Source organism: Pseudidiomarina tainanensis, assembly GCF_004214835.1.
GTDB classification, from domain to species: domain Bacteria; phylum Pseudomonadota; class Gammaproteobacteria; order Enterobacterales; family Alteromonadaceae; genus Pseudidiomarina; species Pseudidiomarina tainanensis.
Genome location: NZ_PIQJ01000001.1, coordinates 311,746 through 337,363 on the forward strand (window position 1 = coordinate 311,746; position 25,618 = coordinate 337,363).

25 protein-coding genes are annotated in these 25,618 nt (G+C 49.2%); 19 read left to right on the forward strand and 6 right to left on the reverse strand.

All coding sequences use genetic code 11. From position 1 onward, the window contains the following. Nucleotides 1-58 precede the first annotated feature (58 nt). Complete coding sequence (locus tag CWI82_RS01585; protein ID WP_130202449.1) at nt 59-2,398, reverse strand: Tex family protein; 2,340 nt, start codon at nt 2,396-2,398, stop codon at nt 59-61. Between the two features lie 112 nt (nt 2,399-2,510). Continuing rightward, nucleotides 2,511-2,993 (reverse strand): transcription elongation factor GreB, encoded by a 483-nt coding sequence (greB, locus tag CWI82_RS01590; protein WP_092857668.1) that lies wholly within the window; start codon nt 2,991-2,993, stop codon nt 2,511-2,513. A gap of 187 nt (nt 2,994-3,180) precedes the next feature. Here greB and ompR point away from each other — a divergent pair, with 187 nt between their 5' ends. Further along, nucleotides 3,181-3,915: an osmolarity response regulator transcription factor OmpR gene (gene ompR / locus CWI82_RS01595; protein WP_092857665.1), complete on the forward strand. Its 735-nt coding sequence runs from the start codon at nt 3,181-3,183 to the stop codon at nt 3,913-3,915. Between the two features lies 1 nt (nt 3,916). After that, on the forward strand, nt 3,917-5,251 hold the full coding sequence (gene envZ, locus CWI82_RS01600) for a two-component system sensor histidine kinase EnvZ (protein ID WP_092857663.1): 1,335 nt from the start codon (nt 3,917-3,919) through the stop codon (nt 5,249-5,251). On the opposite strand, the gene sthA is transcribed toward envZ, so the two are convergent. Continuing rightward, nucleotides 5,248-6,654: a Si-specific NAD(P)(+) transhydrogenase gene (gene sthA / locus CWI82_RS01605; protein ID WP_130202450.1), complete on the reverse strand. Its 1,407-nt coding sequence runs from the start codon at nt 6,652-6,654 to the stop codon at nt 5,248-5,250. The two genes, envZ and sthA, sit on opposite strands and share 4 nt — an antisense overlap. 87 nt (nt 6,655-6,741) lie before the next feature. Here sthA and nudE point away from each other — a divergent pair, with 87 nt between their 5' ends. Both nudE and cysQ read left to right on the forward strand, forming a co-directional pair. Further along, nucleotides 6,742-7,290, forward strand: a complete 549-nt coding sequence (nudE, locus tag CWI82_RS01610; RefSeq protein WP_130202451.1) for an ADP compounds hydrolase NudE — start codon at nt 6,742-6,744, stop codon at nt 7,288-7,290. Next, entirely contained in the window at nt 7,287-8,132 is an 846-nt protein-coding gene (gene cysQ, locus CWI82_RS01615; RefSeq protein ID WP_267899164.1) for a 3'(2'),5'-bisphosphate nucleotidase CysQ, read from the forward strand. The genes nudE and cysQ overlap by 4 nt, the downstream gene beginning before the upstream one ends. Here the strand turns inward: cysQ and CWI82_RS01620 are convergent. Then, a complete protein-coding gene (locus tag CWI82_RS01620) occupies nt 8,107-8,331 on the reverse strand; it encodes a YheU family protein (protein ID WP_092857657.1) in 225 nt (74 codons plus the stop codon). The genes cysQ and CWI82_RS01620 overlap by 26 nt on opposite strands. Next, a complete protein-coding gene (locus CWI82_RS01625; RefSeq protein ID WP_130202452.1) occupies nt 8,331-10,217 on the reverse strand; it encodes an ATP-binding cassette domain-containing protein in 1,887 nt (628 codons plus the stop codon). The genes CWI82_RS01620 and CWI82_RS01625 overlap by 1 nt, the downstream gene beginning before the upstream one ends. A gap of 69 nt (nt 10,218-10,286) precedes the next feature. On the opposite strand from CWI82_RS01625, the gene CWI82_RS01630 reads away from it, so the two are divergent. The 9 genes from CWI82_RS01630 to CWI82_RS01670 all read left to right on the forward strand — a co-directional run bounded on the left by CWI82_RS01630 (nt 10,287) and on the right by CWI82_RS01670 (nt 17,764). After that, nucleotides 10,287-10,529, forward strand: a complete 243-nt coding sequence (locus tag CWI82_RS01630; RefSeq protein WP_092857653.1) for a YheV family putative zinc ribbon protein — start codon at nt 10,287-10,289, stop codon at nt 10,527-10,529. A 67-nt stretch (nt 10,530-10,596) separates the two neighbouring features. Continuing rightward, complete coding sequence (locus CWI82_RS01635; protein WP_092857651.1) at nt 10,597-11,007, forward strand: MAPEG family protein; 411 nt, start codon at nt 10,597-10,599, stop codon at nt 11,005-11,007. A 23-nt stretch (nt 11,008-11,030) separates the two neighbouring features. After that, a complete protein-coding gene (locus CWI82_RS01640; protein WP_130202453.1) occupies nt 11,031-11,945 on the forward strand; it encodes a M14 family metallopeptidase in 915 nt (304 codons plus the stop codon). A gap of 103 nt (nt 11,946-12,048) precedes the next feature. Beyond that, a complete protein-coding gene (locus tag CWI82_RS01645; protein WP_092857647.1) occupies nt 12,049-12,417 on the forward strand; it encodes a DUF805 domain-containing protein in 369 nt (122 codons plus the stop codon). Further along, nucleotides 12,414-12,824 carry a VOC family protein gene (locus CWI82_RS01650; protein ID WP_130202454.1) on the forward strand — a complete coding sequence of 137 codons (411 nt, stop codon included), beginning with the start codon at nt 12,414-12,416 and terminating at the stop codon, nt 12,822-12,824. The genes CWI82_RS01645 and CWI82_RS01650 overlap by 4 nt, the downstream gene beginning before the upstream one ends. Then, nucleotides 12,821-13,381 (forward strand): DUF1415 domain-containing protein, encoded by a 561-nt coding sequence (locus tag CWI82_RS01655; RefSeq protein ID WP_130202455.1) that lies wholly within the window; start codon nt 12,821-12,823, stop codon nt 13,379-13,381. Before CWI82_RS01650 ends, CWI82_RS01655 begins: the two co-directional genes overlap by 4 nt. Before the next feature lie 24 nt (nt 13,382-13,405). After that, the gene (locus CWI82_RS01660) at nt 13,406-16,093 is read left to right on the forward strand and encodes a cation-translocating P-type ATPase (protein WP_130202456.1); all 2,688 of its coding nucleotides are present in this window, start codon (nt 13,406-13,408) and stop codon (nt 16,091-16,093) included. A 76-nt stretch (nt 16,094-16,169) separates the two neighbouring features. After that, entirely contained in the window at nt 16,170-16,994 is an 825-nt protein-coding gene (locus CWI82_RS01665; RefSeq protein WP_092857639.1) for a motility protein A, read from the forward strand. 2 nt (nt 16,995-16,996) lie between these two features. Next, entirely contained in the window at nt 16,997-17,764 is a 768-nt protein-coding gene (locus CWI82_RS01670; RefSeq protein WP_130202457.1) for an OmpA/MotB family protein, read from the forward strand. 225 nt (nt 17,765-17,989) lie between these two features. Here the strand turns inward: CWI82_RS01670 and queG are convergent, their stop codons facing one another. Continuing rightward, complete coding sequence (gene queG, locus CWI82_RS01675; RefSeq protein ID WP_130202458.1) at nt 17,990-19,105, reverse strand: tRNA epoxyqueuosine(34) reductase QueG; 1,116 nt, start codon at nt 19,103-19,105, stop codon at nt 17,990-17,992. 78 nt (nt 19,106-19,183) lie between these two features. Here queG and CWI82_RS01680 point away from each other — a divergent pair, with 78 nt between their 5' ends. The 6 genes from CWI82_RS01680 to hfq all read left to right on the forward strand — a co-directional run bounded on the left by CWI82_RS01680 (nt 19,184) and on the right by hfq (nt 25,605). After that, a complete protein-coding gene (locus CWI82_RS01680) occupies nt 19,184-20,710 on the forward strand; it encodes an NAD(P)H-hydrate dehydratase (RefSeq protein WP_130202459.1) in 1,527 nt (508 codons plus the stop codon). A gap of 22 nt (nt 20,711-20,732) precedes the next feature. Further along, entirely contained in the window at nt 20,733-21,212 is a 480-nt protein-coding gene (tsaE, locus tag CWI82_RS01685) for a tRNA (adenosine(37)-N6)-threonylcarbamoyltransferase complex ATPase subunit type 1 TsaE (RefSeq protein WP_130202460.1), read from the forward strand. Next, the gene (locus CWI82_RS01690; protein WP_130202461.1) at nt 21,212-22,525 is read left to right on the forward strand and encodes an N-acetylmuramoyl-L-alanine amidase; all 1,314 of its coding nucleotides are present in this window, start codon (nt 21,212-21,214) and stop codon (nt 22,523-22,525) included. The genes tsaE and CWI82_RS01690 overlap by 1 nt, the downstream gene beginning before the upstream one ends. Nucleotides 22,526-22,539: 14 nt before the next feature. Continuing rightward, entirely contained in the window at nt 22,540-24,255 is a 1,716-nt protein-coding gene (gene mutL, locus CWI82_RS01695; RefSeq protein WP_130202462.1) for a DNA mismatch repair endonuclease MutL, read from the forward strand. Next, on the forward strand, nt 24,252-25,208 hold the full coding sequence (miaA, locus tag CWI82_RS01700; RefSeq protein WP_130202463.1) for a tRNA (adenosine(37)-N6)-dimethylallyltransferase MiaA: 957 nt from the start codon (nt 24,252-24,254) through the stop codon (nt 25,206-25,208). The genes mutL and miaA overlap by 4 nt, the downstream gene beginning before the upstream one ends. 145 nt (nt 25,209-25,353) lie before the next feature. After that, nucleotides 25,354-25,605, forward strand: a complete 252-nt coding sequence (gene hfq / locus CWI82_RS01705; protein WP_092857623.1) for an RNA chaperone Hfq — start codon at nt 25,354-25,356, stop codon at nt 25,603-25,605. Nucleotides 25,606-25,618: the final 13 nt, after the last annotated feature.

Here is a 25,618-nt window from a genome sequence, read left to right on the forward strand (position 1 = left end):
GTATAACGGAAATAAAAAACCGACCTTCTGAGGTCGGTTTTTTTCGAGCTAAAAGCCACTACTTTTTCGCTTTTGCAAAGGCCTCGGCAAAAGCAGAGCCCATCGCTGAATTAGCACTAGGTTGCGAGGCCGGTTGTGGTCGTGATTGACCGCCAGCGCTGCGTGGCTTGTGCGATGGCGATTTAGCTGAACTCGCTTTCGCTTGGTTTGGCGCAGCAGGTGTTGGCTCATCGCTGAGGCGCATAGTGAGACTAATGCGCTTGCGTGGCACGTCGACTTCCAACACTTTTACTTTGACAATATCGCCGGCTTTGACTATTTCACGCGGATCACTGACAAATTTATCTGATAGCGCCGACACATGCACTAAGCCATCTTGGTGCACGCCGATATCGACAAAAGCGCCAAAAGCGGCCACGTTACTAACCACGCCTTCAAGCGTCATGCCCGCTTTCAGATCTTTGATATCATCCACGCCTTCTTTGAAGCTCGCGGTTTTAAACTCTGGGCGAGGGTCACGACCGGGTTTATCGAGCTCGCGCAAAATATCTTGCACGGTTGGTAAGCCAAATTTGTCGTCGATATAATCCTTTGCATTGAGCTGCTTCAAAAAGCTGCTATCACCGATAATATCGCTGACTTGTTTTTCGTTTTGCGCGGCAATACGTTCAACGACGGGATACGCTTCAGGATGCACAGCCGAGCTATCGAGCGGTTGTTCACCGTTCATGATGCGTAAGAAGCCTGCCGCCTGTTCAAACGATTTCGGCCCCATACGGGCAACTTTGAGCAATTGCTGGCGGGTTGCAAAGCGTCCGTTGCTATCGCGATGAGCAACAATATTTTGTGCTAAGGTTTTGGTCAAACCTGCAACGCGAGCGAGTAATGCAACGGATGCTGTATTTAAATCGACGCCGACTGCGTTGACACAATCCTCGACAACGGCATCAAGACTTTGCGCAAGCTGAGCTTGGCTGACGTCGTGTTGATATTGGCCAACACCTATTGATTTCGGCTCAATTTTCACGAGTTCGGCAAGAGGGTCTTGTAAACGTCGAGCTATTGAAACTGCCCCACGCAATGACACATCAAGTTCAGGGAATTCTTGTGCGGCAAGTTCTGAAGCCGAGTAAACCGATGCACCAGCTTCGTTCACAATCACTTTATTGGCTTTAATTTCTGGATTGGCTTTGAGCATTTCGCCAACTAATTTGTCGGTTTCGCGAGAGTAGGTGCCGTTGCCAATCGAAATAAGTTCAACTTTATGCTGCTTACACATGCCGGCTAGCGTGCGCATCGCTTTATCCACTTGGTTTTGTGGTTGGAACGGGAATACCGTATTGGTACCAAGTACCTTGCCGGTGCTATCCACGACAGCAACTTTAATCCCCGTGCGTACACCGGGATCAAGCCCCATAGTGACTTTGTCACCGGCAGGCGCGGCCATGAGTAAATCTTTGAGGTTATTGGCAAAAATTTGAATGGCATCGGTCTCGGCGCGCTCACGAACCGAACCAAATAATTCGGTTTCCATGTGCAATAGAATTTTAATGCGCCAGGTCCACTGGACTGTTTGTTGTAGCCAAGCATCGGCGGCACGGCCTTTATCTTGCCAATCGATATGCGCTGCAATCAGTTGCTCGCCGTAGCTACGAGCCTTCGGGTCGTCTTGTTGCGGATCGGGGTTTAACTTCAGTTGCAAGATGCCTTCATTACGACCACGGAATAGGGCTAACGCGCGATGCGAAGGTATCTTCTTCAGTGCTTCACTAAATTCAAAATAATCACGATACTTAGCGCCCTCAGACTCTTTACCCGGCGCTACTGTGCTCGTGATTTCAGCGTTATTCCATAAATAATCACGCACCTTTTTCAATAAGGCTGCGTCTTCGGCAAAACGCTCCATAAGAATAAAACGCGCACCTTCGAGTACGGCTTTTTCGTCGGCAAAGCCAGCTTCGCTATTGAAATATTTCTGCGCTTCAACGTCAGGTGTTAATTGTGGGTCACTAAACAGCGCATCAGCAAGTGGTTCAAGCCCAGCCTCAATGGCAATTTGCCCTTTGGTACGGCGCTTCGGCTTATACGGCAGATATAGGTCTTCAAGTTCGGTTTTCGAATTGGTTTCTTGTATGGCCTGTGCAAGTTCCGCCGTGAGCTTACCTTGCTCTTTTATGCTGCTCAGAATCACCGCTCGGCGTTCTTCAAGTTCGCGCAAGTAGGTCAGGCGTTGTGCTAGATTACGCAACTGCGTGTCATCTAGACCGCCCGTTGCTTCTTTTCGGTAACGCGCAATAAAAGGTACCGTGGCACCGTCATCTAATAGCGCGATAGCAGCTTGCACTTGCTGCGAACCGACCGCTAACTCGTTCGCGATTTGCTGAGTAATCGAGCTCATAACTTCTCTCATGATGTCGTGTATTAATTTAAGAATCGGGCAAGTATATCAGGCTGCTTCTTGCTTGTGTGTGATTCGATGTAGAGAAAGCGTAAATGCACCACTTTTCACACTAGGAACGCGTCAAAATGTAATCGATTTTGGTTACAATCCATGCTTTTGGACCGTTTGGGGTGATGACAGTGAACTCGTCATCGAGTTGCTTACCAAGCGCTGCCCGGGCCATAGGTGCATCAATCGAAATCACATCGTTGCGCTGATAAATCTCATCGGGCCCGGCGATAATGAAAGTGCGTTGCTGGCCATCGTCGTCTTCAACAGTGACGGTTGCGCCGAAGAAGACTTTACCTTCTTGCTGCGGTGAATAATCAACAATTTTGAGCTGTTCTAAGCGCTTGCGCAAAAATCGAATACGCTTGTCGATTTGCCGTAATTTCTGCTTATTGTACTTGTAGTCTGCGTTTTCACTGCGGTCGCCAAGGCTGGCTGCCCACGCGACCTTTTCGGTCGTTTCGCGACGCTCAACGCGCCATAAATGATCAAGTTCTTGTTGCAACTGCAGATAGCCAGAACGGCTAATTAAATTTGTCTTCATGTTGTGGCAATAAGCTCTTAAAAATAGGGTTGAATCAAAAGCTGGAGTTTACGACGAAGCGCAGTGAAATCAAATAGTCGCCTCATGGCACTGAAACCTTTCGTTACAAGCCTTTGTTGGCAAAAGAATTTGCTTCGCATATAGTTCACATAGTAACAGGAATAGTTGCCTACAAGAGCAAAACCTTATGAGCCAAGAAACGTTTAAAATTATTGTCGTGGATGACGACGCGCGTTTGCGTAGCCTGTTAGAGCGGTATTTAACCGAGCAGGGCTTTCATGTGCGAGCCGCGGGTAGTAGTGACCAGATGGATCGTTTATTAGAGCGCGAAAACTTCCATCTGATGGTGCTCGATTTAATGCTACCAGGTGAAGATGGATTATCAATTTGCCGACGTTTACGCCAACAAAATAACGAGATTCCCATTGTGATGCTCACGGCGAAAGGCGATGAGGTGGATCGTATTATCGGGCTTGAGCTTGGCGCCGATGATTATCTAGCCAAACCATTCAATCCACGAGAGCTGTTAGCGCGTGTGCGAGCGGTATTGCGTCGGCGCGGGAAAGAAATTCCCGGCGCACCAAGTGCTGAAGATGAAGAAATTCGCTTTGGTGAATTTCGTTTAAACTTAGGCACCCGCGAAATGTTTCGTGGAAATGAGCCGATGCCATTAACCAGCGGCGAGTTCGCGGTATTGAAAGCATTAGTGACGCATCCACGCCAACCTATGTCGCGTGATAAATTAATGAATCAGGCACGCGGCCGTGACTACAGTGCGCTTGAGCGTAGTATTGACGTACAAGTGTCACGCTTGCGCCGTATGCTCGAAGCTGACCCGGCAAGCCCACGTTACATACAAACCGTTTGGGGGTTAGGCTACGTGTTTGTACCGGATGGTAAAGATTCCGGTAAACCGGCCTAGTATGAAGTTTTTCCCGCGCTCTGCATTTGCTCGTACGGTGGCGTTAATCGCCGCCTTGCTTCTCGTCAACCAAGTAGTCTCGTACATCATGATTGGGTTGTACGTGGTCAAGCCGAGTATGCAGCAAATCAGCAGTGTGGTTGCCCGACAAGTGCAAGGAATCATGGCGCTTGATGACTGGTTTAACGAAACCGACATATCGCCCGAGCAACAACAACTATTGGCGTTGAAATATACCGAAGCTACCGGAATTGAAGGGATTAGCGAAGACAAGGCCGTGGATTATGGCCTAGCGCAAACCACCACGTACAACTTTTTATCGGCCCAATTATCCGATTTACTCCAAGCCAACACCGAAGTACGAATCTCGCAAGGCGATGCCTATCGAGTCTGGATCCGCACCGAAGGTCTGCCGGGCTACTGGTTAGTAATTCAACTAGATAGCTTTGATGAAGCCCGCTTCTCGCCGATGTTATTCTATTTGGTCCTCATTGGCGCTTTGAGTGTGTTCGGCGGCATGGTGTTTACCAACTGGCAAAATCGCCCTCTAAAAGCGCTTGAAGCGGCCGCGAAGAAAATTGGTCAGGGCGACTACCCAGATGATTTGCCGGAGCGAGGTTCGAGCGAAATCATTGCGGTAACTCAAGCGTTTAATCAAATGACTCAAGGCGTGAAGCAACTCGAACAGGATCGTGCATTGTTGATGGCCGGGGTGTCGCACGACTTACGCACGCCGCTAACGCGTATTCGTTTAGCCACAGAGATGATGCCGCCAAGTGAAGATTACTTAGCTGAGGGTATTATCAACGATATCGACGATATGAATGCGATTATCGATCAGTTCATTGATTACGTTCGCAGTGATACTTCCGCTGATAACGACCAACAAAACTTAAATTATATCGTTGAAGACGTGGTTGCCCACGTGCCAGATTCTTGGCATAGCAAAATTGAGGTGATTTACAATGAGATGCCAGAGGTGCTCGTACGTGAAGTCTCAATTAAACGCGTCTTGCTCAATCTACTCGAAAACGCGGAGCGCTACGGTCACGAGAAAGTGCTTATCGAGACCGGCTATGACCAACAACGTCATATGGCATGGATAAAAGTGTGTGATGACGGACCGGGAATTCCAGCGAATCAAATTGAATATCTGCTACAGCCATTTACCCAAGCCGATAAGGCTCGTTCCACCAAAGGTTCAGGCCTCGGGCTTGCGATAGTGAAGCGGCTGGTAGAACGTCATCACGGTCGTGTGCTGTTTGGTAGCAGTCAACGGCTCGGCGGACTTTGTGTGCGGGTAGAGATACCCGCACAAACGCCAACTGCGAATTAACCGCGTACGCGGTTTAAGCCATTCAGTGCGGCGACGCGATAAGCTTCCGCCATCGTCGGATAATTAAAGGTTGTGTTGACGAAATACTCAATGGTATTGCCGGCACCTTTTTGTTCCATAATGGCTTGGCCGATGTGAATGATTTCAGCCGCCCGTTCACCGAAGCAATGAATACCCAGTACTTCATTGGTCTCGCGATGAAAAAGAATCTTCAAACTTCCCACCGCCATATTGGAAATTTGCGCCCGCGCTAGGTGCTTAAATTGTGCACGACCCACTTCATAAGGCACTTTCTGCGCAGTGAGCTCTTCTTCGGTTTTCCCGACCGAGCTAATTTCAGGAATGGTATAAATGCCGGTTGGAATATCACTGATTAAACGTTGATCGCATTCACCGTCAATCATCGCCGTGGCACAAATGCGGCCTTGATCATAGGCTGCGCTGGCTAACGAGGGATAACCAATGATATCGCCGACGGCATAAATATTATCGACCGTCGTTTGATAGTGATTATTCACTTCAAGTTGACCGCGGTAATTCGGCTTTAAATTAACCTTTGCAACGTTGAGCGATTCAATATTGCCCGACCGACCATTTGCAAACAACAAGCAATCCGCGTCTATTCGCTTACCTGACTTGGTATAGAGCGTGACGCCGTCAGCGTGGCCTTCTATACGTTCATACTCTTCGTTATGCCGAATCACGACGCCGCTGTTGCGCAAGTGATAACTCAACGCATCTGAAATTTCGGCATCAAGGAAGCTTAACAGCCGCTCACGCGTGTTGATTAAATCAACTTTGACGCCCAAGCCACGAAAGATACTCGCGTATTCAGAACCAATGACGCCCGCACCGTAAATAATAATGCTACGCGGCTCATGTTCTAAATCGAGTACGGTATCGGAGTCATAAATTCGGGCATGCGAAAAGTCCACATCAGGCGGATGATATGGACGGGAACCGGTTGCGATAACAACTTGTTTGGTCGTAATAAATTCTATAGTGCCATCAGTTTGCGTGATTTTTAATCGGTTTTCATTTTCAAAAGCAGCGGTACCGTGAATCACCGTGACTCCATTGCGCTCGTAAAAGCTACTGCGCAATCGCACTTTTTTGCGGATAACCCCTTGCGCATGTTTCAGAATCTCAGCAAAGGTTAATCCACGTTGAATGCGCTCTGCCGCAAATAGCGGATTGGCATTGTATTCAATGAGCCGACTGACAGAATGGCGCAAGGCTTTTGATGGAATCGTGCCCCAGTGGGTACAGCCACCACCAATTGAACTGTGCTTTTCAACCATCGCAACTTTGCGGCCATTTTTCGCGAGTTGCATCGCGGCACCTTCGCCACCTGGGCCACTGCCTATCACTACCGCGTCAAATTGCAGATCTGCCTGACTCATCAAATGCTCCTTCTGGTTGTACCGCTTACTTCTTTGCCGTTATAGTAACGAAAAGCCGATGTATTTAGCCAGTAATATGGAATTCTTATGGCGCATAAACCAGTTCCAGAAATTTTAACTCGCCAAATTGTAGCAACCAGCCGCCTATTGCGCATTGAAGCGGTCGATTTGCGTTTCAGTAACGGTGTTGAACGGCAGTTCGAGCGCATGGCCAGCAGCGGTCGTGGTGCCGTCATGATTGTACCGTTTATTGATGACGAAACCTTGATGCTGGTGCGCGAATATGCCGCAGGCCTCCATAATTATCAGCTAGGCTTCCCAAAGGGATTAATCGACCCCGGTGAAACGCCTGAAGAGGCTGCAAATCGTGAGCTCAAAGAAGAGATTGGGTTCGGTGCGAAACAACTCATTCCACTCAAAAGTGTCACCATGGCGCCGCAATTTTTCGCGGCTACGATGCATATTTTCATCGCTCGCGACCTATATCCTGAAAGTCTGCCAGGCGATGAGCCGGAGCCGCTCGAGCAGGTACCGTGGTTGCTGAGCAAAGCGGACGCGTTATTAGAACAAGAAGATTTTACCGAGGCGCGCAGTATTGCGGCCTTGTTAATGACGTTGCGGGAGCTGAACAAGTGACAACAACGAATTCGATCGAACAATTACAGGGCTGGCTACAAGGTGCCGCTGATATTGCGATGCGCGCTGGCGATTTAATTCTAGAGTTATATGAAGAACAAGCCTATGAAACGTATGAGAAAGATGATGAATCGCCAGTAACGAGCGCGGATTTTGCCGCCAATCGGCTGATTGTTGATGGATTGGCTGCGCTCACACCGGATATTCCCGTGCTTTCTGAAGAGGGTTCGCATTTAGCGTTTGAAGAGCGTCGAAAGTGGCCGCGCTATTGGATGATTGACCCGATTGATGGCACACAAGAATTTATTGCCCGCAGTGGTGATTTTGGCGTGATCATTGCCTTGGTTGAGTACAACCAACCGGTGCTAGGGGTGATTTACTGGCCCGCTGGCGATGTGCTGTACACCGCCCAGCGTGGGCAGGGTGCTTTTCGCCGTGATGTACATGGCATACAACGTATTCAAGTGCGCCGCCTTGCCGATCCGCTCAATGACGTTTTGCATTTAGCAATAAGTCGGCGTCAACCACGCGAGCGGGTGTTGCAACGCATGACCAGCGATCGCGAGTTACAATTGGTTCCAGCCGGGAGTTGTTCACTTAAAGCCTGTATGATTGCCGAAGGGCGTGCCGATTGCTTTTTGCGGGTTGGACCGACGGGTGAATGGGATACGGCAGCTGCCGAAGTCATTGTCGGTGAAGCGGGCGGGCGTATTGTCAGCGAGAGCTTCACTCCGCTCACCTATAATCAAGAAGCCAATTTAGGTAATCCAAATTTTATTATTTTGGGCGACCCAGAAGTGCCATGGCAGCACGTGTTTACTCATCATCGAAACGCTGATTAGCCGGTAAAATATTCACCGTTTCGTGTAACTCCGACCAAACTAATACGGCCTCGCCCGAACGTAATTGGCGACGAACATCCTCGACTTTTTCTTCGAGGGATTTTTCTTCGTCGCCATAATCAGTGCCTTCGCGCAGCACAAACATCTCGATTAAGTTTGTTAACGTCTCGGGGTCGATTTGTTGCCATGGGATTTGCATTAATCTTGTGCCTCTTGTAGCGCTTCCTCAGCCGTCATCCATTCTTCTTCGGCTGCTGCGAGATTGGCTTGTGCCTGCGCTTGTTGCTGCAGAATATCAGCTAATTCCGCTTTGCGTGCCGCTTCATAGAGTCCGGTGTCCGCGAGCAATGCGTTAAGCTCAGCCAATTGTTGTTCGGCTTGATGAAGTGCCTTCTCCGCTTTGGTAACGCGATCTTTTAGTGGTTTCAGTGCTTGTCGTCGTTCCGCAGCTTGACGTTTCTCGGCTTTCTTGTCCGCCTTTCCGCTCCCGTTGTTGGTACTTGAAACTGATAGTTGTGCCTGCTGCTTCAGCCAATCATGGTAGGCATCTAAATCACCAGCAAATGGCTCGACTTGCTGGTGCGCAACCAAATAGAATTCATCGACTGTGGTGCGCAATAAATGACGGTCGTGCGACACAATAACCATAGCGCCGGTGAAATCTTGCAGAGCATAGACCAGTGCCTCACGCATACTGCTATCAAGATGGTTGGTCGGCTCATCGAGTAATAACAGATTCGGTTTTTGATAGACAATCAGCGCCAACACTAAGCGCGCCTTTTCGCCGCCTGACATGGGGCCGACCAGGCTGGTAGCCGCATCGCCAGAGAATCCGAAGCCACCAATAAAATCTCGCAGCTGCTGTTCGGTTGCAAATTTATCCAACCGTTGTAGATGCTGTAACGGTGTTGCTTGCGCATCAAGCGTTTCAAGTTGGTGCTGCGCGAAATAGCCGAGTTTTATGCCTGGATTTAGGGCAACAACACCACCTTGTGCCGTTAACTCCCCAGCAAGTAGTTTGACTAGGGTCGATTTACCGGCGCCATTGCGACCCAGCAAACCGATACGACTACCTGGCACGAGGTTAAACTGAATATTCTTCAAAATAACCGTATCGCCGTAACCCGCTTGCACTTTGTCCAGCGTTAATAATGGATTGGGTAGCTGCTCCGGCTCTTTAAAGTTGAATTGAAAGCCGCTGGCGGCACGCAAAGGGGCACTTGCTTGCAAACGTTCAAGTGCTTTGATGCGGCTTTGTGCTTGCTTGGCTTTGCTCGCTTTGTAGCGAAAACGGTCAATGTAACTCTGCAAGTGTTTGCGTTGCGCTTGCTCTTTTTCAAACTGCGCTTGCTGCTGTGCCAATTGCTCGGCTTGCTGGCGCTCAAAACTACTGTAGTTGCCGCTGAAACTGGTCGCGCGCTGATGCTCTATCAGCACAATTTGTTGAGCAATCGCATCAAGAAAATCGCGATCGTGCGAGATAACGATCAGTGTGCCAGTAAAGCGCTGCAACCAATCTTCAAGCCAAAAAATCGCATCAACATCCAAGTGGTTGGTCGGCTCATCGAGTAAGAGTAAATCGGCACGAGCGATCAACGCTTGCGCTAAGTTGAGTCGCATCCGCCAACCACCAGAAAATGACTTCACCGGCGCATAGATTTGCTCAGGTTGGAAACCCAAGCCTGCTAATAGCGCAGCTGCACGAGCTGGCGCTTCATAGCCCCCAATCGTAGCTATCGCATCATGCAAGTGGCCAATGGCGTTGCCGTCATGCTTGACTTCGGCGTCGGCTAATTGTTTTTCGAGGTCTCGCAGCTCTTTATCGCCATCAAGTACGTAGTCAATAGCAGACTGCTCAAGCGCTGGGGTTTCTTGCTTTACACTGGCAATACGCCAACCGCTTGGCAACTCACAGGAGCCTTGCTCAACGCTAAGTTCGCCGCGCAGCAACGCAAACAATGATGATTTACCCGTACCATTGCGACCCACAAGACCCACGTGATGGCCAGGGAATATGGTAATGTTAGCGTCTTCGAGCAATAACTTGCCGCCGCGCATTAACGACATCGCGCGAATGTTTATCATGGGTAGTCCTAAACTTGGTGTTCGACTCAGTTTCTGCGACAATTATACCTGATAGCCACAGAGGTGAATATGACTCAAACTCGTAAACGTTTTATCGCTGGCGCTGAATGTCCAGCATGTCATGCGCACGACACATTGTTGCTCAAAATAACCGGCGAGCAAGAAGAAGTCAGTTGTGTTGAGTGCGGCCACACGTTTTCCGAGCGTGGAGCAAAGCCACCAGCGGCACAGCAAGCCCCCGCAAATGCACCAACCGCATCGGGTAAGAGTGTCGAATCAGAAAGCATTATCGGAATTTTCAAACCCGAATAATTGCCATTGCAGAGCTTGTGATTAGCCGCTACTGTAATGTTTCTTACATTCATCAAAAGGTATGGTCATGAATCATCTCGTCTATGCGGGTGTTTGGGTTATCTTAGCCACAGTGATGGTGCAATGGATTATCGCCAGTGGCAGCAAGGCTAAGCAGCCGGGCGCTATTCCCGGCAAAATTAATGAAAGTCTGAGCCATCATTCCTTTGTTTTTCGTGCTCATCGCACATTTCAAAACAGTATTGAGAATGTTCCGTTCTTTCTTGGCGCTGTATTCCTCGCAATTTTCACCGGTGTCGACTCACAGTGGTTCGCCATATCGGTTTGGGCATTTGCATTCGCCCGTATCATTCATATGTTGCTGTACTACGGTATTGCGACAGAGCGGAATCCGAGCCCGCGTAGTTATTTTTTCATGATTGGCATCATCGCGAATATTGCCGTGTTAGTGCAAATCGCCATTAAATTATTGGCTTAAAACGAGATTCAAAAGGTTCAACAATGACAGAGCAGCAGTACCCAATCGGCACGCCTGGGCAACCATGGGGTGCCGAAGAAAAGCAGCAATGGCTACAACAACAATCTGTTAAGCGCTCATACTTTGACGATGTTGTAACGCAAATTAATCAACTGCATGATCAATTTGATGTCGAACAGTATGGTGCGTTGGAATATCCCAATAATACGTTCCCGTTGTTTTTGCTGAAAACGCGTGATTGGGATGATAAGAAACCAAATGTTTTGGTCACCGGCGGTGTGCATGGCTACGAAACATCGGGTGTTCATGGTGCTTTAGCATTTGCCAAGCAACATGCTGAGCATTACAGCCAATGGTTCAACATTCTGATTGCGCCATGTATTAGCCCATGGGGATATGAAACCATCAATCGCTGGAATCCGTCGGCGATTGATCCGAATCGTTCGTTTAAAGAAAATAGTCCTGCGGGCGAGTGCGCCGCAATCATGGATTATCTTGCCAGCCATAAGCTTGAATTTGTCATGCATATTGATCTGCATGAAACCACTGATACTGATAATTCTGAGTTTCGCCCAGCGCTTGCTGCTCGCGACGGTAAAGTAAATACCAATTGGAATATTCCGGATGGTTTTTATACGGTAGGGAACTCGGAAAAACCAACCCCAGAATTCCAAAAGGCGATTATAGATTCCGTACGTCAGGTAACTCATATCGCGCCCGCCGACGACGAAGGCAAAATCATTGGTGCACCTGTCGAGCAAGAGGGCGTGATTCACTACGCTGGTAAAGAGCTCGGTTTATGTATGGGCTTAACCGATGCGCCTTACGTGAGCACAACCGAAGTATATCCTGATAGCGCCAATGCCTCTCCAGAAGAGTGTATTGAAGCGCAAGTTGCCGCTGTCAAAGGTGCTTTAGAATACATGCGCAAGCAATAATTAACAGAATCGTTATTTTTGCAAACGGAATGCAGTACTACGTAGATGAGCCCAACATCACGTAGACCGAAAATTATAAGGGCAAATAAAAAGGAAAAATAACATGAATTGGTATCTTGCCGTTCTAAAAAAATATGCCGTGTTCAGTGGTCGCGCGCGCCGCTCTGAATATTGGTTCTTTGTTTTGTTTAACGTCATTATTGGATTTGTGCTTGGCTTCATTGATGGCATTTTAGGGCTCGGTAACCCAGAGGCCGGTGTGGGTGTGCTGGGGACAATTTATAGCTTAGCTGTACTAATACCATCGATTGCAGTTGGTGTGCGTCGTTTGCATGACACCGACCGGTCAGGTTGGTGGTTATTGATTGGCTTAATTCCGCTGATTGGTGCCATTGTATTGATTGTCTTCTTTGTCATGGATAGCACGCCAGGCGACAACCGCTTTGGTCCAAATCCAAAGGCCGTTGCATGAAGCCAAGAATCTCCTTTATTACCTTAACGGTGGATAATTTGGAGCAAGCCGTCGCGTTTTATCGCGACGGCTTAGGCTGGCCAACGGAAGGTATTATTGGCGAGCAATACGAAAATGGTGCTGCGGCATTTTTTAAGCTTGAAAATAACTTGATGTTTGCGCTGTGGCCGCGCCAAAGTTTGGCGAATGATAGCGGTTTACCGCTGGGTAAAGCCGAACCTACGCATGTTTTGTTGGCACACAATGTTGATTCAGGAGCCGCTGTTGATGCTGTTCTTTATGAAGCGAAAGCGGCAGGTGCAAGTTGGGTCAAGCTGGCGCAAACCACTTCATGGGGCGGTTATGCAGGCTACTTTATGGACCCCGAAAAACATTTATGGGAAGTGGTATACAATCCGTATATATGACAACTGATAACACCGCGCATATTATCGCGCAGACCAAAGCTTGGGTTGACCAAGTTATCGTCCAATTTAATTTATGTCCTTTTGCCCGCCGTGAAGTTGAGCAGGAAACTATCCATTATCACGTAGAACCGAGCGCCGATTTAGCTCGGCAACTGCAAACGCTATTGCAACTACTTAAACAACTCGACACCAACACTGACATTGCGACCACCCTGTTAGTATTGCCCGAAGGCGTTGACGATTTTGATGATTATCTCGATTTAGTTGATTACGCAGAGCGTTTACTCGAACTTGAAGGGTACGATGGTGTTTATCAGCTGGCGACGTTTCACCCTCACTATCAATTTGCCGATAGCGATGCTGACGATGCTGCGAACTATACTAATCGCGCGCCATATCCAATGTTGCATGTGCTGCGTGAAGAGAGCGTCGCCAATGCGCTAGCAAGCTACACTAAGCCCGAGTGTATTCCAGAGCGCAATATTGATTTTGCTCGGCAAAAAGGCGCTGAATTTTTTGCTAAGATTCTTGCAGATATCAAAAAATCAGAACAATAAGCGTAAGACGACTGTGGAGGACTTATGCAAACACAATGGCATGCCATGTCATCTGCAGATGTTCTTCAGCACACGCAGAGTAATCAGCAGGGCTTAACGTCAGATGAAGCGCAACGCCGACGACAACAGCAAGGTCCGAATACGCTCCCGACTATCAAACCTGAACCCGCATGGCTGCGATTAGCGCGGCAATTTCATAACGTCCTCATATATGTCCTCATTGGCGCAACTGGCGTCACGCTGTTGCTTCAGCATTATGTTGATGCAGGGGTTATTTTTGCCGTTATTATCATTAACGCAATCATTGGTTATTACCAAGAAGGGAAGGCTGAATCGGCGATTGCTGGCTTGCGACACATGCTGGCTCCGACTGCTTTGGTTGTGCGTGACGGCAAGCAATATCACATTCCAGCTGAGCAGTTAGTTGTCGGTGATATTGTGATTCTGGAGGCTGGTGCCCGAGTGCCCGCTGATTTACGTTTACTCGAAACGCATAGCCTGCAGGTTCAAGAGGCGTTACTGACCGGCGAATCTGCAGCAGTGAACAAGCAAATCGACTTGCTGGCGGAGCAAACTCCGTTAGGTAGTCGTGCTTGTATGGCGTATCTCGGTACTTGGGTGACCACAGGTCATGCGCAAGGGGTTGTCACTGCTACCGGGTCGAATACTGAGTTTGGGCATATTGGCGTGATGCTTAGTGAAGTATCGCGGCTAACGACACCGCTCGTTGAGCAAACCGCGCGATTTTCAAAGTGGCTGACGTTTTTGATTTTAATCAGTGCCGGAATTTTGCTCGCTTATGCTAGCTGGCTAGAACTAAAGCCCTTTGCTGAATTGTTTATGATTATGGTGAGTATCGCCGTTGCTGCAATTCCGGAAGGTTTGCCGGCGGTGATGACGATAACACTTGCGGTCGGGGTGCAAGCGATGGCGAAGCGTCACGCTATCGTGCGTCATCTGCCGAGCATTGAAACCTTGGGCGCGGTTTCAGTGATCTGTACCGACAAAACCGGAACGTTAACGCGCAATGAAATGATGGTTGCTGCACTGACAACCGCAGGAGCTCAGCTCACGGTATCGGGTGATGGTTATGCGCCCGATGGTGCGGTGATTGATACTGCCACGCCAGCGTCGAACCGTCTTAGTAGCGATATGAACGATGCTGGTCGAATTGCCATGCTTTGTAACGATGCACAATTGCATCAAGCAGAAGACGGTTGGCAGGTTGTGGGCGATCCAATGGAAGGGGCGTTACTTGCGTTTGCGGCGAAGCTCGGCTGGTCGCTCGATCACGACCGTCGCCAATGGCATCGCCATGATGAAATTCCGTTCGATGCAGAATCACGTTATATGGCCACGTTAAATCATGATCATCGCGGCAACGCTTTCATTCATGTTAAAGGCGCTCCAGAACAGGTGCTCAGCATGTGTTCACACCAGCTTGTTGGCAATCAATCGGAACATTTGGTTCACGAATATTGGCTGAATCAGGCACAACAACTTGCCGCCCAGGGGTTACGGGTATTAGCACTGGCGCAGCGGCCAGTGACTGATTCAAAAGTCGTGCTAGAGCAGGCTGATGTAAATGAAGGCTTAATCTTGGTAGGGTTGGTTGGCCTGATAGACCCGCCGCGGAACGAGACGATTGCGGCAATCCAGCAGTGCCAACAGGCCGGGATTGGGGTCAAAATGATTACGGGTGATCACCCAGGGACCGCCGCAGCGATTGCTCGGCAAGTTGGAATTGAAAACGCTGAGAACGTATTAACCGGGACCGATCTCGATCAGTTATCGGACCACGAGTTTCATGAGGCGATGCAACATACGCATGTATTTGCTCGTACGAGTCCTGCGCATAAACTACGGTTAGTTCAAGCATTACAAGCGCAACAGCACATTGTGGCGATGACCGGTGATGGTGTGAACGACGCACCGGCGTTGAAGCGAGCCGATGTTGGCATTGTGATGGGAATTCGTGGAAGTGAAGCCACCAAACAAGCTGCTGATGTTGTGCTGACGGATGATAACTTCGCCTCGATCGTTGCTGCCATCTCGCAAGGGCGTACCGTGTATGACAATCTCAAAAAAGTAATCAGCTGGGATATACCAACCAGCGTCGGAGAATCGATGGCAATTATTATTGCGTTGTTACTCGGTTTGGCGTTACCGATTACGCCCGTGCAACTATTGTGGGTCAATCTGGTGACGGCGATTACCTTAGGGCTGACATTAGCGTTTGAACCGACTGAACCCAATAGCATGTGTCGCCCGCCACGACATCGCTCCGAACCACTGCTACGTGGTGCTTTGGTCTGGCATGTTGTGTTTGTTTCGGTGTTATTTGTCAGTGCACTTTATGGCGCTTTTCAATACGCCCTCAATCAAGGGCAGAGCATTGAAGTTGCGCGCAGTATGGCGCTCAATACCGCGGTTGTGTTAGAAATTTTCCACCTTTTCTTTATTCGTAATATTTATGGTCCATCGTTCACATGGCGAGCTTTACGTGGCACACGGGCACTCTGGCTTGCCATCATCTTGGTATTATTAGCCCAAGCACTGGTGACGTATCTTCCGGCCGCGCAAAAACTGTTAGGCATTGCGGCGCTGAACTGGCAGCAAGTCGGCTTGGTCATGTGTCTTGGAGTAGCGTTGCTTTTGATTGTCGAGCTCGAAAAACAAATTCGCACTCGCGTATTCAACTGGCGACTCTAAATTCACCCTAAAGAATTGTGGTTATTCGCCGATAATGAAAGTCATCTGAAGTTGTAAAATAGGCCAGCGAATAACCATGAACTTATCCACTCTGCTTGGCATGCTCTCTGGCATTGCCATTGTTGTCCTTTCCATTTTTCTTACCGCCGCAGATGCGTGGGCATTTGTGAATTTGCCAGGTCTTGCCATTGTGCTCGGTGGTACTTTCGCCGCAACTTTATTGGCGTATCCGTTACGCGAAGTGGTGCGGGTATTCAAAATTTTGTGGATTGTGCTTCGCAACGAGAAAATGTACGCCCATGATGATCAAAAAGAGCTGGTCGAAGTTGCACGACAACTCGTGCAGGGGCGTATCGCGAACGCCGAAGACCAGCTGGCACAAGTCAAAAATCCATTTTTAAAAACCGGTCTACAACTCCTCATTGATCGCACCCCAACACAAGACATCGCCGAGTTACTTGAATGGCGGATCTTAAAAATGAAAATAAAAGAGCGTGCCGAAGCACAGGTGTATCGCACTATGGCGGCATTTGCGCCAGCGTTCGGGATGCTGGGAACCTTGGTTGGCCTCGTCAACATGTTGCATGGTATGGGCAGTAGTAGCATGACTGAGATCGGCGTGGATATGGCATTCGCATTGTTGACGACACTATATGGCGTGGTATTAGCCAATATGTTTTTTAAGCCAATAGCGATTAAATTTGAACGTCGCACCGAGCGTCGCGTACAGCTAATGAACATGATTCTTGAAGGGATTTTACTGATTGCTCGCGGACGTAGCCCAGGATACATTCGTGAATATTTAGCAACGTTCTTTGCGCATGTTGAAGACGAGCTCGATATCGACGAGCACCAAGCATTGCAGAATAACGCTGCAGCTCCGGCTCAAGAGCGGAGTTAAGCATGGCATCTGAACCCACGTTAAACGATTTAATGGAACGTCACGCGGGTGCACCAGTAGCAACCAATCGTGAGCGTTTGCAAAGTATCGATGATGGCACACAAAATATAACGACACGAATGTTGAGCCGCACCCCTAAAAGTCATCTGGATGAACCATCCGATACGAATCAGGAAGAAGACAGTTGGGTGACAACCTATATGGATTTGTTGACGTTGCTTCTCGTGTTATTTGTCGTGTTACTAGCGAATGCCGATTTGTCGGGTAAAAAGCAATCAGCACAGCAGAGCATGATGGCCGCACAAAATGGTTTAGGTGCCATGCAGTCGCGTATTCAAGAGCAGTTCGCTGGCGCTGGGTTAGGTGATTCGGTCAACGTGAGTTTATCGCCAGGTAAACTCAATATACGCTTGAACGACAAAATCTTATTCGACAGTGGTGAAGCTGAGTTTAATCAACAAGCTGCACGTGTGATGCACCCCCTGCTGAGTACATTGGCCGATTCAAATCTGCAAATTAGTGTCGAAGGTCATACTGATAATATTCCCATCAGTACGGCGCGTTTTCCGAGTAACTGGGAGTTGTCAGCAGCGCGGGCTATTTCGATTGTACGCTTTTTGCAAACCAATGGTATTGCTGCTGAGCGCCTTCGCGCGATTGGCTATGCGGATAGTCAGCCGTTACAATCGAACGACACCGCTGAGGGACGTAGTGAAAACCGTCGAGTGAATCTCATTTTGACCGAAGCACCGACGTCTTCTGAGGAATAAGCAAAGATTTACTTAATCCTTTCACAAAACGGATTGTCCGTATTTGCGCTGCTCGCTAAGATCCACCCGTTATTTTAACGGTCAGCTAAGTGGGGAGCGCAACCATGTACAAGTTCTTATTAGGTCTTATCATGAGTACGATGGTGATCTTGGTGGCATGTAGTCCACAAGAGCAGGAGACGTTCACCAAGTCAACGCGAGTGCAAGAGCCCTCCACTGCAACGCTTAAGCATCACGCGGGAGCCCCTTCTGCACAGCGCGTACAAGCCGAATTACCTGTTTTTCAACTTTAACGGAACCACTTCGTTGACGTTCAAGTGCCCAGTCAATGTGCTCAGCGACCATTGCAGACACAACTGAACGTCGTTGCTCAAGCGCCGCGATGATATCCGTATCGGTTGGCGCATTGCCCATCGCAACCGCCAAATTCCGTAACCAACAGTCATAGCCAATACGCCGAATCGGCGAACCCTCAGTGCGCTTCAAAAAGGTCGCTTCATCCCACTGCCACAATTCGAGGAGCTCCGGCGCATGCAGTTCTTGTCGCGGTGAAAAGTCGCCCTCATCAGTCAATTGTGCGTAACGGTTCCAAGGACAAATCAGCTGACAATCATCGCAACCGTAAATGCGGTTGCCCATCAGTGGTCGGTACTCCTCAGGAATGCTGTCACGTAACTCAATCGTTAAGTAAGAAATACAGCGCCGCGCATCAAGCACATAAGGTTCGACAATGGCTTGCGTAGGACAAATGGTAATGCATGCGCTACAGCTACCACATTTTTCCTCAACTTCTTGGTCGGTCGGTAGCGGAAGGTTCACCAGTAATTCGCCGAGAAAAAACCACGAGCCGCTGCCTTCATCAAGCACCAGCGTATGTTTTCCTCGCCAGCCAAGCCCTGCTTTAATCGCCAGCGGCTTTTCCATGATTGGAGCCGAGTCGACAAATGGACGAAAGTCGAGTTCAGCGCAGGCCTCTTGAATGCGATCGCCAAGTTGCTTGAGGCGTTTGCGCATTAATTTGTGGTAGTCACGGCCCAGTGCGTAGCGGCTGATATAGCCTAGTCGCGGGTTATTCAGTGTTTTAGCGAAGCCAGCCTCGGCGGGTAAGTAGTTCATGCGCACCGAGATGGCACGAACAGCGCCCTCATGCAGATGGTCTGGGCGAGTACGTAACTCTTCATGGCGCGCCATCCACTCCATATCACCATGCATACCGTGCTCTAACCAGCGTCGCAGATGCTCACGTTCGGTGCTGAGATCGACATCGGTAATACCAACTTTTTGGAAGCCTAATTCAGCGCCCCAACGTTTAATATCTTCGGCTAGTTGGTGATAATCCATAGAATTCGATTTATCCTCTACACTAATACGCAGCGTGATGTGGCGCTAACATAGCAAAAACGGCCAAAGGATGCACCGATGTCAGTTGATTTAACCACCATGATCTACACCGCAGAACAAGTGCGCGATGGCGAGCAAGATGCTGCCGCGCGATGTGACGTGAGTATGGCACAACTGATGCAGCGCGCCGCACAAGCGTGCCTTGAAGTCATTCAACACAAACAAGCAGCCCCTGCCAACCTGTTGATCTTATGCGGACCCGGCAATAACGGCGGTGATGGTTGGGTGTTAGCTCGCCTGGCACAACAAGCGGGATTTCGAGTTCAAGTTGCCGCAACCGAGCCGCGTTCAGAACTAGCGAAGTTGGCAGCCCAAGCGTGGCGTGATCAAGGGGGCGTCGTCACCGATTTGACGGCGCTAACGACAGCGCAGATTGATAACGCCGATGTCATTATTGACGCAATGCTCGGCAACGGACTGGATCGTGACTTGTCGACGCCGTTTACTGAGGCGGTCAACCTCATTAATCGGCACAACTTTGCTGGCTGGGTGTTATCCATTGATGTTCCTACCGGGTTAAATAGCGATACCGGAATCGCAATGCCGACAGCAGTAAAAGCAACCTGTACGGTAACCATGATTGCTTTGAAAACCGGATTGGTCACCGGCGCTGCAGCGACCTATTGTGGTGAGCTTGTGCTTGCAGATCTCGGTGTCAGCCGAGCGTTTTTTAAAACCCCACCAACATTGAGGGCGATTCAAAGCTCATTAGTGAGTGAACACTTACGTCGACGCAATAAGGCTGCACACAAGGGGGATTTTGGTCATGTTCTGATTGTCGGCGGTGGCCCTGGTATGAGTGGTGCCGCGTTGCTTGCCGGACAAGCGGCATTGCGATGCGGTGCCGGTAAGGTATCGATTGCCTGTCACAAAGAGTCGCAGTTAGCGATTGCAGCGGCGCAACCGGAATTAATGGTTCATGCCGTCGACAACGATTTATCGGCATTATTAGAACGAGCGACGGTGGTGGTGATTGGGCCTGGACTCGGTCAAAGCCCTTGGGCTCGCGCTTTGGTTGAACGGGTTGCGCAGTGGCAAGGCGCCGTGGCGTGGGATGCCGATGCGCTGAATAGCCTTGCGGCGCAGCCCATCGCTAAGCCTGACGCAAGTGTTTGGTTGTTCACGCCACATCCTGGCGAAGCTGCGCGTTTGCTTAACCTTAGCGCAAGTGATGTCAATGCGAATCGATTGCGTGCACTTACACAAATTTGTCAGAACTTTCATGCGTATACTCTACTCAAAGGAGCTGGCACCTTGGTGAAATCACCACAGCAGCATGACGCTTGGGTGTGTCGGCGTGGCTCACCGGCATTAGCCGTTGGTGGTAGTGGTGATGTGTTAAGTGGTGTGGTGGGCGCGTTGCTGGCGCAACAAACAGCTGAACAAATCCCTACCGATCAGGTGCTTGCAATCGCCGCGTGGTTGCACGCTGTGGCTGGCGAAATGGCTGCGCAGCGAGGAGAACGTGGTACACTACCGAGCGATTTATTGGATGAGCTTCGCACCCTTGTGAATCCGCACCAAGACCTTAAAATCGGCGCTTAAAAACTTGAATGAGTAGGGGTTCATGCACAAGCACACGTTATTTTTAAAAGATGAAGCGGCGTTACTCGAAGCTGCGCGAAAGTTGGCGAATGCCGTTAAAGCGCATGAAGACAGTGTGGCAGAAAGCGCACTGACGATTTATTTGTTAGGTGAGCTCGGGGCAGGGAAAACCACCTTTAGCCGTGGTTTTATTCAACAACTTGGACATCAGGGCCACGTCAAAAGCCCAACGTATACCCTTGTGGAAAGCTACGACTTAGCACCATGGCAGATTAATCATTTCGATTTGTATCGCCTAGCTGATCCAGAAGAACTTGAATTTATGGGCATCCGTGATTACCTTGGAACCCATAGAATCATTCTTGCGGAATGGCCGCAGCGTGGCGAAGGTTATTTGCCGCAGCCAGATATAATTATAACGATTGATTATGCGGATACGGCGCGATCAATCACCTTAGAAGCGCTAACAGAACGAGGTCGAGAGTTACTCGATACCATGTAATGCGAAACTTTTTAGCGAAAGTGGCGATGTTGTGTTGCTTGCTGAGCAGCGCAGCTTACGCGAACGAGATTGAAAATATTCGGATTTGGCCTGCGCCAGACAACACCCGTGTTGTCTTTGATATGGGGGCGGCAGCCGATTATAGCTATTTCACGCTCTACCAAGCGCCGCCTTACCGCTTAGTTATTGACTTCAATGCGACGAAGCTGAATGTTGATTTAACCAAGCTACAGAATGAATCGTTGTTGATCAATAAAGTTCGTACCAGCACCCCGAAAGATAAAAACTCAACCCGCATTGTCATCGAGCTGACTGATAAAATTGATGCGATTGTGTTTCCGTTGGCAGCGAACGACCGTTATGGCGAACGCTTGGTGATTGACCTGCCGGGACGTTCTATTGAGCGTCGCACGGAAGCTTTAACGGTTGAACAATTGAAAGAACGTAAAGTGACCATCGCGATTGACGCCGGTCACGGCGGCGACGACCCAGGTTCGATTGGTCCTCGCGGAACTTATGAAAAACATGTGGTGCTGAAAATTGCCAAAGCACTTGCTGACATCATTAATCAAGACAGCGCCATGCAGGCTTATCTGATTCGATCGGGCGACTATTATGTGGGCTTGAAAGCTAGAACGCGCAAAGCGGAAGATATTAAAGCTGACTTGCTAGTGTCGATTCATGCGGATGCGTTTACCAGTCCGAAACCACGCGGTGCCTCGGTGTGGGTGCTGTCTACTCGGCGGGCAAATAACGAAATGGGTCGGATGCTCGAGGATAAAGAGCGCATGTCGGATGTTCTCGGTGGGGTCGATATGCGTCTTGAAGAAGATGACACCTACGGATATATCAGCAAAACTATTCTCGACTTAAGTATGGGTCATGCAATGAGTACGGGTTACGAAATGGCAAAAGAGGTCATCGCGGAAATGAAGCGTGTGGCGCACATGCACAAGCACGAACCTCAGCATGCCAGCCTAGCTGTATTAACCTCGGGTAATGTACCGTCGATGCTGGTAGAAACTGGATTTATCTCGAATCCGCAAGAAGAACAGCAGTTACTCACGAATAAGCATCAGCAACAGCTGGCGCGCGCTATTTATCAAGGTGTACGCAACTATTTTCAGCGGCGACCGCCGGATGGCACCTTGTTTGCGACCAGCCGCAGCCGGACGCATATTGTGCGCTCGGGCGAGTCGTTGTCTGTTTTAGCACAACGTTACAACACCACAGTGAAAGCGATTAAAGACCGTAATCATCTTTCAAGTAACGTGCTGCATATTGGCCAGAAGCTAGAAATTCCGTCTTCATAAATTAGGTTTTAGACATGCCTATTCAATTACTGCCAATTAGTCTGGCGAACCAGATTGCGGCAGGAGAAGTGATTGAACGCCCCGCATCCGTTGTTAAAGAATTAGTCGAAAACTGCCTTGACGCGGGCGCGACAGAAATAACCATCGACATCGAGCAGGGTGGACGGCGGCGTATACGCGTACGCGATAATGGTGGTGGTATTCCGCGCGACGAGTTAGCGCTTGCTTTAAGCCGACATGCCACCAGTAAAATTAGTTCGCTAAGTGATTTAGAAGCGATTCAAAGCCTAGGCTTCCGTGGCGAAGCATTAGCAAGTATCAGTTCGGTTTCGCGATTAACTTTAACCTCCAAAACGCCAACAGCCGAGCAAGCATGGCAAGCGTGGGTAGAGGGGCGCGATATGCAGGCCGAGCTAGCGCCGGCAAGTCACCCGCAAGGCACCACCGTTGATGTGCAGGATTTATTTTTCAATACGCCAGCGCGGCGAAAATTTTTACGTACCGACAAAACCGAATTCGGTCATATTGATGAAGTGCTAAGGCGTATAGCTTTAGCGCGTTTTGATGTGCGATTTCAATTGCTCCATAACGACAAAATAGTGCGTCAATATGTGGCTGTGCAAAGCCCAGAGCAATACATAAAACGCGTAGGACAAGTCTGCGGTGGAACCTTTACTTCCGACGTCTTGGCTATTGATGAGCAATCGGGACCCGTTCGATTGTGGGGCTGGGTGGCACCGGCGAATGCTTGCCGCCATCAGGCCGATGTACAGTACTTTTATGTGAATGGCCGCATGATGCGCGACCGACTGTTAGGGCATGCCGTGCGTCAAGCGTACGGTGATAGCTTAACCGATGATAGGGCGCCGACGTTTGTCTTATATCTTGAGCTACCTGCCCAAGATGTGGACGTGAACGTACACCCAGCAAAACATGAAGTGCGATTTCACCAAGCCCGCCAGATTCATGATTTTGTGCTAACTGCGGTGCGCCAAGCGATTGCTGCACAGCAACCGCAACCAAGTGCAGAACCGATAAATCGCGCGCAACACGGCTACACGGAAAGCTCTGCCGCTTTGGCGCAGCAAGTGCGAGAATTACAGCCACAGCACCGTGAAATCTTTCCGACTCGAGCATCGGTATCACCAACTCAAGTTGCCAGTTATGCCGATTTCGTAACGCCGGCAAAATCACCGACGCCTATTGCAGCACACGGCAGTACCGAAACGAATAAAGTGCTGACCATCATTCAGCAACGGTTTGCGTTGGTCGAGCGAGAGTCTTTAGCACTGCTCAACTTGCAACAGGTGCAACATTATTTTTTACAGCAACAATTAAACCAACAAGCTAAAATTGGTTTGGCTGGCCAGCCGCTGCTAATCCCTGTGAAACTGTCTGACCCAGACATTGTGTCGGCATTAAAATCAGCGGACTTGAAACAGCTGGCTCTGCTTGGTGTGCGTCTTGAAATTGGCAAGCAATCGGTGACAGTGCTCGATGTCCCATCGGCACTGCGACAAACAGATATCGCGACAAGTATGCGAACGTTACTCCGCAAATTAGACAATCAGCAAGAACTTATCGCATGGTTGGCGCTGCACCAGGTTCAAGCTCACTACTCACTTGCGCAAGCGGAGCACTGGCTTGCCTATGCGCTTGAGCTAAACGACAGCCCAGCGTCATTTTGGTTAGCTGTATCGTTACCGCAAATCCCGGAGGCCTTACGATGACGCAGCCACATGTGATTTGTCTGTATGGCCCAACAGCAGCCGGTAAAACTGGGTTAGCAATAGCGCTCACGAAACATTTACCGTGTGATATCGTTTCGGTGGATTCTGCGTTGATTTATCGCGGGATGGATATTGGTACTGCGAAGCCGACCGCCGAAGAGTTAGCGCAAGCACCGCACCGTTTAATTAATATTTGCGATCCCGCTGAGAATTATTCGGCAGCACAATTTGCTGCGGATGCGCGTCGAGAAATTGATCAAATTATTGCCGCTGGCCGAATTCCATTGCTGGTTGGCGGTACCATGTTGTACTTCAAAGCATTACTTGAGGGGATGTCAAAATTGCCAGAGGCTGATGCTGCGATTCGAGCTGAGTTAAATCAGCAATTGGAACAGCAGGGCCTTGAAGCGTTGCATGCTGAATTGCAGAAAATTGACCCAACCAGTGCGCAACGCATCCATCCTAACGATCCACAGCGATTATTGCGCGCGCTCGAGGTGTATCGAATTAGTGGCAAAACGCTGACTGAATTAACGGCGACGCGTGACGGCGCATTACCCTATCCGATTATTCAAATGGCAGTCGCGCCAAGTGATCGTGCGGTGCTCCATGAACGTATTGCGTTAAGATTTCGTCAAATGGTGGAACAAGGCTTTCTTAATGAGGTCGAAGCACTACGACGACGGTCTGATTTACATATCGATTTACCTTCGATACGTTGTGTTGGTTACCGTCAGGCTTGGCAGTATCTCGATGGCGACTATGATTACGAAGAAATGATTAATCGCGGCATTTTTGCCACTCGTCAGTTAGCCAAGCGACAATTGACATGGTTACGGAAATGGCCTGGTGTTCATTGGCTTGATACTGAGTCACCAACGTTGGTGACAGATGCTTTAGCAATTTGTGCAAAACCAACGCAGTTATTTACACAAAACAACCTTGAAAACTAAAACATTCACCTTATATTCAGTATAAGCTGAAATAAAATACAGTCTGCTGTGAAATTGCGGGAATTCAACTATATTAGAAGTGACTGGCATGAGCGGGCGGTAAGTTGTTGCCAGACACAAACAATAACAAAAAAGGAAATCGAATATGGCTAAGGGGCAAACTTTACAAGACCCGTTTTTGAATGCGTTGCGCCGTGAACGCGTTCCGGTGTCAATTTACCTCGTTAATGGAATTAAGTTACAAGGCCAAATTGAATCATTTGACCAATTTGTCATTTTATTGAAAAACACGGTAAGCCAAATGGTTTACAAGCATGCCATCTCGACTGTTGTTCCTGCGCGTATTCCGCAGAACTATCTGCCTATTGGCGAAAACAGCGAAGAGGCAATTGATTAAGACAACCAATAAG

Coding starts and splice junctions, on each gene's coding strand:
- CWI82_RS01585 (WP_130202449.1), bottom strand. CDS start 2,398: ATGAGCTCGATTACTCAGCAAATCGCGAACGAGTTAGCGGTCGGTTCG.
- greB (WP_092857668.1), bottom strand. CDS start 2,993: ATGAAGACAAATTTAATTAGCCGTTCTGGCTATCTGCAGTTGCAACAA.
- ompR (WP_092857665.1), top strand. CDS start 3,181: ATGAGCCAAGAAACGTTTAAAATTATTGTCGTGGATGACGACGCGCGT.
- envZ (WP_092857663.1), top strand. CDS start 3,917: ATGAAGTTTTTCCCGCGCTCTGCATTTGCTCGTACGGTGGCGTTAATC.
- sthA (WP_130202450.1), bottom strand. CDS start 6,654: ATGAGTCAGGCAGATCTGCAATTTGACGCGGTAGTGATAGGCAGTGGC.
- nudE (WP_130202451.1), top strand. CDS start 6,742: ATGGCGCATAAACCAGTTCCAGAAATTTTAACTCGCCAAATTGTAGCA.
- CWI82_RS01620 (WP_092857657.1), bottom strand. CDS start 8,331: ATGCAAATCCCATGGCAACAAATCGACCCCGAGACGTTAACAAACTTA.
- CWI82_RS01625 (WP_130202452.1), bottom strand. CDS start 10,217: ATGATAAACATTCGCGCGATGTCGTTAATGCGCGGCGGCAAGTTATTG.
- CWI82_RS01630 (WP_092857653.1), top strand. CDS start 10,287: ATGACTCAAACTCGTAAACGTTTTATCGCTGGCGCTGAATGTCCAGCA.
- CWI82_RS01635 (WP_092857651.1), top strand. CDS start 10,597: ATGAATCATCTCGTCTATGCGGGTGTTTGGGTTATCTTAGCCACAGTG.
- CWI82_RS01640 (WP_130202453.1), top strand. CDS start 11,031: ATGACAGAGCAGCAGTACCCAATCGGCACGCCTGGGCAACCATGGGGT.
- CWI82_RS01645 (WP_092857647.1), top strand. CDS start 12,049: ATGAATTGGTATCTTGCCGTTCTAAAAAAATATGCCGTGTTCAGTGGT.
- CWI82_RS01650 (WP_130202454.1), top strand. CDS start 12,414: ATGAAGCCAAGAATCTCCTTTATTACCTTAACGGTGGATAATTTGGAG.
- CWI82_RS01655 (WP_130202455.1), top strand. CDS start 12,821: ATGACAACTGATAACACCGCGCATATTATCGCGCAGACCAAAGCTTGG.
- CWI82_RS01660 (WP_130202456.1), top strand. CDS start 13,406: ATGCAAACACAATGGCATGCCATGTCATCTGCAGATGTTCTTCAGCAC.
- CWI82_RS01665 (WP_092857639.1), top strand. CDS start 16,170: ATGAACTTATCCACTCTGCTTGGCATGCTCTCTGGCATTGCCATTGTT.
- CWI82_RS01670 (WP_130202457.1), top strand. CDS start 16,997: ATGGCATCTGAACCCACGTTAAACGATTTAATGGAACGTCACGCGGGT.
- queG (WP_130202458.1), bottom strand. CDS start 19,105: ATGGATTATCACCAACTAGCCGAAGATATTAAACGTTGGGGCGCTGAA.
- CWI82_RS01680 (WP_130202459.1), top strand. CDS start 19,184: ATGTCAGTTGATTTAACCACCATGATCTACACCGCAGAACAAGTGCGC.
- tsaE (WP_130202460.1), top strand. CDS start 20,733: ATGCACAAGCACACGTTATTTTTAAAAGATGAAGCGGCGTTACTCGAA.
- CWI82_RS01690 (WP_130202461.1), top strand. CDS start 21,212: ATGCGAAACTTTTTAGCGAAAGTGGCGATGTTGTGTTGCTTGCTGAGC.
- mutL (WP_130202462.1), top strand. CDS start 22,540: ATGCCTATTCAATTACTGCCAATTAGTCTGGCGAACCAGATTGCGGCA.
- miaA (WP_130202463.1), top strand. CDS start 24,252: ATGACGCAGCCACATGTGATTTGTCTGTATGGCCCAACAGCAGCCGGT.
- hfq (WP_092857623.1), top strand. CDS start 25,354: ATGGCTAAGGGGCAAACTTTACAAGACCCGTTTTTGAATGCGTTGCGC.